This window comes from Chryseobacterium sp. BGA-UO-ETr-SB22, from assembly GCF_059567885.1.
In genome coordinates, this window is the sequence record NZ_JCAQOV010000005.1 from 3,231,229 (window position 1) to 3,243,255 (window position 12,027).

The window sequence follows — 12,027 nt, forward strand, 5'->3', positions numbered from 1 at the left end:
AAATATATCTCCAAAAAAGGAAATATATTTTATTATGTTAAAAACTTGGCTGTTTCAAAATAAGTTGTACATTTGTTCTGTTACAATGAATTTATTAAGAAACATATCTGATATTTCTGCCCTGAAATCACCTATTTCAGGCATATCTTCTGTTTCTACATTCACAACTACAACAACTACCCCATAACGGGGTAAATTTTCACATATTATTTCCGGTACCTGTACTCTTTTTTCTAAAGAGTAGTCAATTCGTTATATCCAACTTCAAAAAAATAATTGATGAAAGTTTTAAAATTCGGCGGAACATCAGTCGCCCATTCACAGAATATCCTTCTGGTGGAAAAAATCATAAAAGATGAATCTTTAAAAAACAAAATAGTTGTAATTGTATCAGCACTTCATGGCGTAACAGACCAACTGATCAGAGCTGCAGAATACGCTTCCGTTCAAGATGAGAAATATATTCAGATGGTTCAGAATCTTGAAGAAAAACATATCAGCCTGGTCAAAGACCTTTTCCCTATCACAGAACAAAGTTCATGGCTGAGTTTTGTTAAAAAACATTTTAATGATATCGAAGATCTCTACAACGGAATTGCCGTCCTTGGTGAACTTACTAACAGAATCAAAGATAAAATTGCTTCTTACGGAGAATTTTTGTCATCAAAAATTGTAGCAGCAAGACTTCAGCATGAAGGACTAGACTGTTTATGGATGAATTCTGCGGACCTCATCAGAACAGACAGCACTTTCACCAATGCGAAAGTAGATTTTAAATGCACAGAAAGTAATATTGTTGATTTTCTGAATGAAAATAAGAATCGTATCATCGTAGGTCCTGGGTTTGTAGCGCATGACGAAAAAAATAATGCAACAACATTAGGAAGAGGCGGTTCTGATTACACAGCTTCTATTATAGCAGCTTCCGTTTATGCAGAAGAACTTCAGATCTGGACAGATGTAAGCGGAATGATGACTGCCGATCCCCGTTTGGCTTCCAATGCAAAACCTATTTCAGAAATATCTTATCATGAAGCTATGGAGCTGTCTCATTTCGGGGCAAAAGTACTTTATCCGCCTTCCATTCAGCCTGTCATGGAAAAAAACATTAATCTGATCATTAAGAATACTTTCGATCCGGATGCACCAGGAACTTTGATTTCTCACCAAGTGAAATCTTCAGGAAATAAAAAGCAGATTGCAGTAGGAATTTCAAATATGAACAGTATAGCTCTTCTTACATTGGAAGGCAGCGGCATGGTAGGAATTCCGGGTATTTCAGCGAAATTGTTCCAGTGCCTAAGTCATGAAAAGATCAATGTAATTCTTATTACACAAGGGTCTTCGGAACATTCTATCACGATTGCAATTGAAGAAAAAGAAGCTTTACGCGCCGAAGATGCCATCAATTCATCTTTTGCGGATGACATCAATCTGAAAAGAGTATATGCCGTAAAAATTGAAACGGGGCTTTCCATTGTGGCTTTGGTTGGAGAAAGTATGAAAAGCAGAAGCGGTGTAAGCGCCAAAATGTTCGGATGTCTGGGAAATAACGGAATCAATATAAGAGCAATTGCTCAGGGATCTTCAGAAAGAAATATCAGTATCGTTATTTCAGAAAAAGACAGTAAAAAAGCAGTGAATGTACTTCACGAGGAATTTTTTGAATCTGAAATTAAGCAAATCCATCTTTACATCTGTGGAACAGGAAACGTCGGGTCAAAGCTTATTCAGCAGATCTATGACCAGAATGCTTATCTAAAAGAAAACTTTTTGATCAATCTGAGAATTGCAGGAATTTCCAACAGCCGTCATATGATATTTTCAGACAAAGGAATATCACAGGAAGACTATTTTATATGGGATCAGAAAGGTGAAAAAGCTTCTCCACAGGAATTTGCCGAAAATATTATCTGCCGGAATTTAAGAAACTCTGTTTTTGTAGATGTAACAGCAAGTCCTGATGTACCTGAAATTTATGAAAGTTTATTAAAAAGAAGCGTGAATATTGTGGCTTGTAATAAAATTGCAGCCTCTTCAGATTTTAAAAAGTATAAAACATTAAAAAATACAGCAAGAAACCACAACTGCAATTTTTATTTTGAAACTAATGTAGGAGCAGGACTTCCGGTAATAGGAACCATCAACGATTTGATCAAAAGCGGAGACAAAATCCAGTCTATTCAGGCAGTACTGAGTGGGACATTGAATTTCGTCTTTAATGAATATGATGGCAGCAGAACATTTTCTGAAGTCGTAGCCCAGGCCCAGCAGGAAGGTTATACAGAACCGGATCCAAGACTAGACCTGTCGGGAACTGATGTGGCTAGAAAAATTTTAATCCTTGCCAGAGAAGCCGGATATCCGCTTCAGTTTAATGAAATTGAAAACATTGGTTTTCTTCCTGAAGAATGTATGCAGGGAAGCGTTGGAGACTTTTATGAAAAGCTTACAGCATATGAAGACCATTTTAAAAACTTATTGAAGAATGCTAAAAATGAAGGCAAAATATTAAAATATGTCGCAGAATTTGAAGATGGAAAAGCCAAGGTTGGATTACAGCACATCGCTCCGGACAGTGATCTGTTTCATCTTTATGGTAAAGACAATATTGTCATTTTTAAAACTCTCAGATATTCCGAACAACCCTTAGTCGTAAAAGGTGCTGGAGCCGGAGCTGATGTAACGGCAAGCGGAGTTTTTGCAGATATTATTCGTTCCATTTAAAATACAGTTATGAAAAAAGTAAAATTAAAAGTTCCCGCTACTGTTGCCAATCTGGTTTGCGGATTTGATATTCTCGGAATGGCAGTTCATGATCCATATGATGAAATGGAATTCAGGTTATTGGAAACTCCTGAAATTATTATAAAACATACTGATCCTTTTGGACTTCCTGAGGAACCTTCAAGAAATGTCGCAGGGGTTGTCATGTTAAAAATTCAGGAATATTTTAATCTCAAAAACGGCTTTGAAGTGATTATCCATAAACATATAAAACCTGGTAGCGGGCTCGGCTCCAGTGCGGCAAGTGCAGCCGGAGCCGCCTTTGGAGCCAATATATTATTAGGAAACAAACTATCTAAAGAGGAAATGGTCTATTTTGCCATGTTTGGAGAAGAACTCGCTTCAGGAGTACGTCATGCGGATAATATCGCACCGTGTATCTATGGTGGAATTACTCTGGTAAAATCTACCAATCCCATTGATATTATTCCGCTGAACAGTCCTGATCTATTTGTAACTGCCGTACATCCACAGGTGGAAGTCAAAACTTCAGATGCAAGACAGATTTTGAAAAAAAATATCACGTTGAAAAGCGCAGTAGAACAATGGGGAAATATAGCAGGTCTTGTAGCAGGAATTCAGAAAAATGACATTTCATTGATTGGTCGAAGTCTCAACGATGTCATTATAGAACCTATCCGCAGCATTCTGATTCCAAAATTTGACGAAATTAAAACCAAAAGCTTGCAATTGGGAGCTTTGGGTGGAGGAATTTCCGGATCAGGGCCTTCTATTTTCATGCTCTCTGAACAAAAAGAGACGGCAGAAAAAATAGCTCAAATGATGAAATCAGTCTATGATAAAATTGATGTAGAAAGCATTGTGTATGTATCAAAAATAAATCCGACAGGTATTCAAATCGTTGAAGAAGCTTAACATAAAAAAACAAAAATGAAGTATTATAACTTAAAAGATCCTCTGGAAAAAATTGATTTCAGAGAAGCAACCATAAAAGGCCAGGGAAAAGAGAAAGGATTATTCTTCCCTGAAAATATTCCTCAGTTTGACGCTGAATGGATTCAAAATCTTCATCAGTATTCTAATGAAGAAATTGCTTACCAATGCATGAAAGATTTTGTGGGAGCTGACATTCCCTCAGAAATCCTAAAAGAAATTGTGGCAGAAACAGTCAGTTTTGAAATTCCTCTGGTAAAGATCAGTGAGCAGATCTCTATTCTGGAATTGTTTCATGGCCCTACCCTTGCCTTTAAAGATATTGGAGCGAGATTTATGAGCCGTTGTCTGTCTTATTTCCTGAAAAATCAGCAGAAAAAAGTTACTGTTCTTGTAGCAACTTCCGGAGATACGGGAGGTGCTGTGGCTCATGGATTTTACAAAATTCCACAAATCAATGTGGTCATTCTATACCCTAAAAATAGAGTAAGCCCGGTTCAGGAGAAACAATTAACAGCATTAGGTGAAAATATCTCAGCTTTGGAAGTAAATGGCAGTTTTGATGACTGTCAGAATATCGTAAAACAGGCTTTTTCTGATGAAGAAATCAACAGTCAGTTATTTTTGACGTCTGCCAATTCTATTAATGTTGCCAGGTGGCTTCCTCAGCAGATTTATTATTTAATAGCTTTAAAACAATGGATTCAGCATCATAAAGAAGAACCGGTAATCTGTGTTCCGAGTGGAAATTTCGGAAATATCTGTGCCGGAATTCTGGCTCATTTCAGAGGGCTCCCTGCCAGTCATTTTATTGCAGCCTGTAATGCTAATCAGGTAATTCCTGATTATTTTAAGACTCAGAACTATCAGCCACAAAAAGCGGTTGCCACATTATCCAATGCTATGGATGTGGGAAATCCAAGCAATTTTGTAAGGATTTTAGAACTTTTCGGCCATCAGTTTGAAGCGTTGAAAAATAAAATATCTGCGTATTCCATTGATGATGACAAAACAATGAATACCATCACAGAAGTCTATGAAAAATACGGATATATTCTGGAGCCTCACAGTGCTGTCGCATTTGCTGCAATGGAACAATATCTGCATGAAAATCCAGAGCAAAAAGGCTTTATCCTTGGTACTGCCCATCCCGTAAAATTCCCTGATGCTGTGGAAAAAGCAATCCATACTCAGATTGAAATTCCCGAATCATTGAATGAGCTGATGAAAAAGGAGAAAAAAACTGTAGAAATAAATTCAGATTTTGAAGAATTAAGACGATTTTTGCTTCATAAAATATGAGGCAATGAGCAAAATATATCTTGAAGATGTAAGAATATATGCGTACCATGGTGTACTCCCTGAGGAAAACATTATCGGGACGTATTATATTCTGAATGTAGAACTTCATACTGATCTGTGGAAAGCAGCAGAATCCGATGATTTGTATGACACCATAAGCTATGCAGACATTAATGATATTCTCCACAAGGAAATGAAAATAAAATCTAAATTACTGGAACATGTAGCTGGAAGAATAATCTCAACAATCCACGACAGCTTTCCACAGATTGATTATATTAAGTTAAAAATCACCAAAACAGCTCCGCCTATGCAGGGAGAAATGACAGGTGCCAGCATTGAGCTGGAAAAGAGTTTTAAACCGGAAATTTAAAATTGTTATTTTCGTTCATTAAAAAAACATACACATTGAAATTCGTTAAAATATTATTTTTAGTAGCAGGTATCAGCATTTTTGGTCAGACTGGTGTTGATAATCAGCTGGCAGCTTATAACTTTCCAAAGATAAAGTCCAGTATTACAATGCCAGTGACTATTCCTCTTTCGGAACTGAGCAATATGATCAATGCTTCTGTGAAAGAACTCGTTTATCAGGATGACTCTTATACAGACAATAACAATGATCAGTTTAAAGTAAAAGTTTGGAAAACCAGACCTATTCGTCTTGTTGGTGGAACGAGCCAGAATTTACTGATTGAAGTCCCGTTAAAAATATGGGCAGAAAAAGGAATTGGTACTTTGGGAGTATACACCTATCAGAATACCACTTTTGAAACGGTAATGTCATTCAATACAACGGTTACTTTTAAAAATAACTGGACTATTACCACCAATACCCAGCCCAATGGCTTCAGGTGGGTAAGTAAACCCGTCCTTGATTATGGAAGAATCCAGATTCCTATTACCTCCATTGTTGAAAAAAGCTTAAAGGAGCAGCAGGAAAAATTCTGTAAGACGATAGATCAGCAAATGGCTACACAGCTGAATTTTCAGCAATATGCCTTAATGGCATGGAATACTTTTCTGCAGCCTTTCAATATCTCAGAAGAATATAATACATGGCTGAAGGTAAGCCCGGTGGGAGTCAATATTACTCCTTTGAAATTTTATGGAAACCAGATCAATGCTACGCTCGGTGTTGATATTTATTCGGAAACTTTCACAGGAAGTAAACCTGCAGCTTCTTTACCAGTAACCAGTGTTGCCAATTTCAACTCCACTCCTACTGTTGCTGATAAATTTATTTTACAGACTACGGCCAATATTCCTTTTACAGAGGCAAGCAATATGGCAAGAAAAACATTTCTGAATAAGGAGTTTGACATCCGTGACTCTAAAGTAAAAGTTACTGATATCAGAGTATACGGTGTTGACAACAGAGTGGTTATTGAAGCTCAAACCGATGGCTATATAAAAGGTATAGCTATTATTTCCGGGATCCCGGTGTATGATGATACAAAAAGAAAAATTGTTTTATCAGAGACCAAATTTAAACTGAAAACGACCAATATTCTTCAGAAAACAGCTTCTCTCCTGTTCCAGGGGAAAATTGTAAAAATGATTGAAGAAGAGTATGGTATTCCAACCCAGGAAATGGAAGATGCCTCCAGAAAAAGTATTGAAGACGCCTTTAATAAAGAATATTATAAAGGTTTAAAGATGAACGGAAAAGTTTTCAATCTGAAACCCAGTAAAATTCTCCTCAACAATACAGGAATTACGGCTGTTATTGATACCAATGCTTCATTAAAATTATTGGTCAATGGCTTCTAAAACTTCAAATAAAAAATTAAACTAAAAAACTAATAATCTTATACATGAAAACAATTCTAAATGTTGTTGAATATAACAAAGCTTCATCAGGGATCAGACTTGCTAATAATTTTCTTGATCTTATAGTACTATATATTATTAATTATCTCCTCTCTACTGTTTCTAATCTTCTTTATGAAGTAACTTCAATTGAGTTTTTCTACTTCTACAGTAATGGAAATATGTTATGGCAGCTCTTGATTGGAAATTTCAATTATTGCCTTTATTACTTTCTGATGGAAAATTATTTAGATGGGAGAACCGTTGCAAAATATATTACAGGAACCAAAGTAATCAGTACAGATGGTACAAAACCAACTACCCAGCAAATTATTTACAGAAGTCTTTCCAGAATTGTCCCTTTTGATGGGTTATCATTTCTTGGTGTAAACGGATGGCATGACAGCTGGAGTGATACCAGAGTTATTAACATCAAAAATTATCAGGCTGAAATTCAAGCAAAAAGCGAAATAGAAGCTCTTGGAAAGAAAGAAATTGCTTAAAAACTTTTGTTCATAAAGAAATTTTGCTATATTTGCACACCTCAAAAATGGTAAAAATGGTACTTTGGCCGAGCGGCTAGGCAGTGGTCTGCAACACCATCTACAGCGGTTCGAATCCGCTAGGTACCTCAAAAAAATCCTCTAAATAATTTAGAGGATTTTTTGTTTTTATCTTACAAAAAATACCCCAATTTATTTTTCCTTAAAGGCATACATAATATCATATGTATATTTTTATATTTGTGAAAAATTTCCTCCATTTATTACCTGGAAAATTCAACCATGTTTTTATCCATATCATCTACACATATTATAATTTCAGTAATTGTATTGCTATTAATGGCTTTCTGCAGTATTTATGGCTTTTATCAATTAATAAAGCATGCAGTTAAAAAAGGGATTAAGAAATCCAAACAGCAATAGCTTCAACCTATTTTTAAATAAGCCTTTAAAATAATTGTATATTAGTAAGACTAAAATCAATACTGATGATACAATTTACTCCTGAAGAAAAGAACCTGATATTGGCAGCAATACAGTACGAAAAAGAAATACAAGACAGAGCTGATGATGATGAAATAGAATATGTAGAAGAAATAGAAGAAGAATTTCAAAAAGAAAATATTTTTATTTCAAGGAGAAATATAGATTCCATTATAATATATCTGGAACACTTACTTAACAAAGCAGACCAGTACAACACCACTGAAGTTCAGGCTTTAGAAAGCAAATTAGATAATTTATCAAACTTACCCTAATAATTTCCCTGCTCTTCAGCGGGGATTTTTATTTTAAATCCATAAACAGTTATCATCATTATTCTTTCATTGGATATTCTTAAACAGTCATTCTATGTTAATCTATATAAAACAAGCTCATCTATTTCAAAGAAGAGCTTGATAAATAATGTAAAAAGATGATGGATACTAAATTATCTTATTCAAAAATAGATGATTAATCAATTTACATTTTATGAGCAGCGTCATATTAGGACAAAAAAAATCCCCGGAAATTCCGAGGATAAAAACTAATAACCATGAAAACTCAAATTAAACATGAGTTACATATCTATATCGAAAAATCGTGCCAAGAATGCCAATTTTGAGAAAAAAAACCAATTTGCACTGACAGTATCAATTTTACAATTTCAGCATTTTAAACCTATCTTATTGAAGCTTTAAAAACCACTTCATAATTATTTATAATTAATTAAAATAAATATAACACGTCGGCAAAAATGTTAAAAATAAAATAATTTACAATTTCATAAAATAAAATTCACATTCGGGAAATAAAAATTTTCATCTACTCCATCAGCTATCAAAAAAAACTAAACCAACTCCAAATTGGCATAATTTATTCTTCATATAAATTAATCCAATAAATTTTAATCATCATGGCACAAAGAATTTTTAGTAAAGAAGATTTCACGAAAAATAATGAAAGAGAATACCAGTTGGAGTATAATATAAGTGAAATAGGTGAAGGTTCTGACCTTATTGTAGAAAGACGAACCGAAAAAGGAGATTATGAAATCATTCAGCCTCCTTTGCGAAAATCAAACGATAAAGTATTTATTATCTGGGACACTCCCTTTGACGGCAGAATACTCTTTGATCTTTAAATATTTTTGAGAGCCATTTTATGAAAAAAGCCCCCATAAAAATGGAGGCCTCAAAAAACACAAATGATGAAAAAAAATTTTATATCAGAGATAAAAATTATTTTATCTATTAATTCTTAACCAAAGATATACCAGTCTTTTTTTTTATTTTATGAGTAGAATCATAAAATTATTATTTCTTTTAAATAGAGAGCTATCCAGCCAGCAGACAATATTTCTCAAAAAAAGACAATAGACAACATCGATATAATTTTTACCCTTTTTGCTGTTCTCAAATATTTTATAGCTTGTTTACTGATAAACAGAGTTTAAGACATAATTCACAACTGCACATTTTAAAATATAATAAAAAATATCAAATATGCTATGATTGAGGTTATGTTTTTCACATATCTTATGTTGTAATTTTACCTCATTAATTCAAAACAACGTGATAACTTTTTCTATACTTATAGCCAACTATAATAATGGAAAGTATTTCAAGGAATGCTACGATTCATTAATTCATCAAACCTATCAAAACTTGGAGGTAATTATTATTGACGATGCCTCTACAGATGATTCTGTTGAGATTATACAGTCGCTGATCAAAGATGATTCCCGCTTCAAACTCTATCATAATGCAACCAATAAAGGTTGTGGCTTTACAAAAGCTGCCTGTATGAAATATGCTCAGGGAGATTTGTGCGCCTATCTGGACCCGGATGATGCTCTTTATCCGGAAGCATTGGAAAAAACAGCTCAGGAATTTGTTGACAGAGATGACCTTGCAGCCGTTTATTCCCAAATGATGCTTTGTGATGAAAACCTCATTCCTGAAAGAGTATATGCCGGCACTAAGCAGATTTACAATAACCGGCATTTCTTCAACTGTCCTATTCAGTTTGCTCATTTCTTTGTATTTAAAAAAGAAATTTACTTAAGAACAACAGGAATTAATCCAAATTTGAAAAATGCAGTAGACCAGGATTTGTATTTAAAAATATTGGAACAGGGAGAAGCTAAATTCATCAAAGAGCCATTATATTTATACAGACTGCACTCTGATGGCATCTCCCAGAGTAAAGCAAAACAAAGTGCAAAAGAATCGTTTGCAAGAGTAATACATGATACGATGAAAAGACGGGGAATCAAAACAATCAACAACCAGGCTGTTCCTGAAGTTTTCACCAGTTCGCAGGAAATTTATAACCTCCTTAGGTATCAAACCAAAAAAGTGCACCGCTTGATCAGTAAAATAAAAGTCACTTTAGATAATATATAAAACAAAAGACTCCTCAGTTTGAGGAGTCTTTTTGATAAAATATGGAATGAAAATGTTCTTTCTCAAAGATACTATCTCCCATCCAGTTATTATATGAGCAGAATCATAAAGCTTTGATCAACTTAAAAATAGAAACGGCCTCCTGACGGAGGCCTAAAAAACACAAATGATGAAAAAAATCTATTTAGAAAACTCTAAACAGAATATTGTAGAATCATTCAACATGATCATAATCATTATATTTCCTCAGGAGAAGAATATATACAATATCAGAACAAAGAATGAATACTTTCTATAAGAATCAAACCACATCTTGAAGATTGAATCAATAATAATTTAAACAGCTATAGTAATTTATTAGTTTTTAATCAACATAAAATTCATATAAACAAAATAAAAATTACTATTAACGAATTAATGATTGAAAAAATCCACTTTCCTGGAAAGTGTAAATGTAGTTAAATATTTTTTTGTTCACAAGGTCTACTCTTCCCAAATGATGGGAATATAAACTGTAATATATCCATCCGAATCAACCTGTGCATCAGAAACTGTAGCAACTACCGTTCCATAACCTACCCAGCCGCCCTGTCCCTGCATAGCAGAAAATGTATAAGTTCCTGCCGGAAGACCATTATAATATTGTGGCACCGATTGAAATCCGCCACCATAATAAGTATCATACACTTCTCCGGTAACCATGTTTTCGGCAAGAAAACTTCCTACATCATAGCTTCCTGAGAGAATTTTTGTTCCGCTTTTTGAAAGAAGACCATAGCGGATCTTATAAGTCTGAGCCTTGGGTGCAGTATCAGATATTTCTGAACAGGTTTTATTGTTCTCTATTATTTCCGTGGAGGAAAAGGATGTTGCAACAGCCAGCAGTCCAATACATGCTGATACCGTAAAAATTGATTTTTTCATATTAAAAGTAATTGGTACTCAAAAGTAATCAACTTATATGAATTCAGTAAAAACTATGAATGAACTAAAATTTACAAATATTCCAAAGTTTTGAGAACAGTTCGAAATATCAGGTATACATTTTACTTAAAAAATCAAATTTCCTTTTCCTGAAGAATTATTTAACATAAAAACAAATTTCAATAGCAAACGCATAGAATCCCCATCAACAATACAAAATTGACCGATAATTAAAATTAATTCACTTTTCTTTCATCAATTTTAACACTCATTAACTAAAATTTGGCTTCATAATTGAAAATACATTTAAAATCAAAGTCATTTTGGCTTTACCTTATTAAAATTTGAATTATGAGAAAGATAGTATTAGCAGGTTTTTTATCCGTCCTCTTAATGACGGCCTGCAAGAAAGATGACAGCGTTGCTGAAAAGTCACTGGAAGTACAGAAGCTTGAATTTCAGGCCAAACAACTTGAAATAGAAAAACAGAAACTGGCTATTGAAAAGGAAAAAATGGTCTATGAAGCCCAGAAAAAAGCAGACAGTATATCTGAAAACAAAAAAGCAAGAGCTGCTGCTGAAAATAATTCAAGACCTCAGGTAATCAGAGAAACACGAACAGTATATAGAGACAGAAACTCAAATTCCGGTTCATCAGGAAACAGTAACGGAAATTATGCTGATAACGAAAGTGGTACTTCACAAGGAACAACTAAGAAAAAAGGATGGAGTAAAGCTGCCAAGGGAACCGTGATTGGTACTGTGGGTGGAGCTGCAGCCGGAGCCCTTATCGCCAAGAAAAACAGAGGACTTGGAGCTGTAATTGGTGGTGTTGTAGGAGGTGCAACAGGTTATACCATTGGTAGATCACAAGATAGAAAAGACGGAAGAGTACAACCCCGTTAATAAATATTTTC

The 12,027-nt window shown here is 34.3% G+C and carries 11 protein-coding genes and 1 tRNA gene; 11 read left to right on the forward strand and 1 reads right to left on the reverse strand.

Annotated features, from left to right (window positions below; all coding sequences use genetic code 11):
- Nucleotides 1–279 precede the first annotated feature (279 nt).
- From thrA to AC57AW_RS22070, 10 genes are all read left to right on the forward strand, one after another.
- On the forward strand, nt 280–2,727 hold the full coding sequence (gene thrA / locus AC57AW_RS22025; protein ID WP_496353589.1) for a bifunctional aspartate kinase/homoserine dehydrogenase I: 2,448 nt from the start codon (nt 280–282) through the stop codon (nt 2,725–2,727).
- 9 nt (nt 2,728–2,736) lie between these two features.
- Complete coding sequence (locus tag AC57AW_RS22030; RefSeq protein ID WP_496353590.1) at nt 2,737–3,663, forward strand: homoserine kinase; 927 nt, start codon at nt 2,737–2,739, stop codon at nt 3,661–3,663.
- Nucleotides 3,664–3,678: 15 nt separating this feature from the next.
- Complete coding sequence (thrC, locus tag AC57AW_RS22035) at nt 3,679–4,983, forward strand: threonine synthase (RefSeq protein WP_496353591.1); 1,305 nt, start codon at nt 3,679–3,681, stop codon at nt 4,981–4,983.
- Nucleotides 4,984–4,987: 4 nt separating this feature from the next.
- A complete protein-coding gene (gene folB, locus AC57AW_RS22040; protein ID WP_496353592.1) occupies nt 4,988–5,356 on the forward strand; it encodes a dihydroneopterin aldolase in 369 nt (122 codons plus the stop codon).
- 35 nt (nt 5,357–5,391) lie between these two features.
- Nucleotides 5,392–6,756, forward strand: coding sequence for a DUF4403 family protein (locus AC57AW_RS22045; protein ID WP_496353593.1), 1,365 nt, complete (start codon nt 5,392–5,394; stop codon nt 6,754–6,756).
- Nucleotides 6,757–6,800: 44 nt separating this feature from the next.
- The gene (locus AC57AW_RS22050) at nt 6,801–7,298 is read left to right on the forward strand and encodes an RDD family protein (protein WP_496353594.1); all 498 of its coding nucleotides are present in this window, start codon (nt 6,801–6,803) and stop codon (nt 7,296–7,298) included.
- A 58-nt stretch (nt 7,299–7,356) separates the two neighbouring features.
- Nucleotides 7,357–7,427, forward strand: a tRNA-Cys gene (locus AC57AW_RS22055).
- 359 nt (nt 7,428–7,786) lie between these two features.
- Entirely contained in the window at nt 7,787–8,056 is a 270-nt protein-coding gene (locus AC57AW_RS22060; RefSeq protein ID WP_496353595.1) for a hypothetical protein, read from the forward strand.
- Between the two features lie 638 nt (nt 8,057–8,694).
- Nucleotides 8,695–8,922, forward strand: coding sequence for a glutathione synthase (locus AC57AW_RS22065; RefSeq protein ID WP_318846573.1), 228 nt, complete (start codon nt 8,695–8,697; stop codon nt 8,920–8,922).
- A 430-nt stretch (nt 8,923–9,352) separates the two neighbouring features.
- Entirely contained in the window at nt 9,353–10,186 is an 834-nt protein-coding gene (locus AC57AW_RS22070; protein WP_496353596.1) for a glycosyltransferase family 2 protein, read from the forward strand.
- Nucleotides 10,187–10,669: 483 nt separating this feature from the next.
- Here the strand turns inward: AC57AW_RS22070 and AC57AW_RS22075 are convergent, their stop codons facing one another.
- Entirely contained in the window at nt 10,670–11,110 is a 441-nt protein-coding gene (locus AC57AW_RS22075; protein WP_496353597.1) for a hypothetical protein, read from the reverse strand.
- A gap of 351 nt (nt 11,111–11,461) precedes the next feature.
- Between AC57AW_RS22075 and AC57AW_RS22080 the strand changes: the two genes are divergently transcribed.
- On the forward strand, nt 11,462–12,016 hold the full coding sequence (locus AC57AW_RS22080) for a YMGG-like glycine zipper-containing protein (protein WP_496353598.1): 555 nt from the start codon (nt 11,462–11,464) through the stop codon (nt 12,014–12,016).
- Nucleotides 12,017–12,027: the final 11 nt, after the last annotated feature.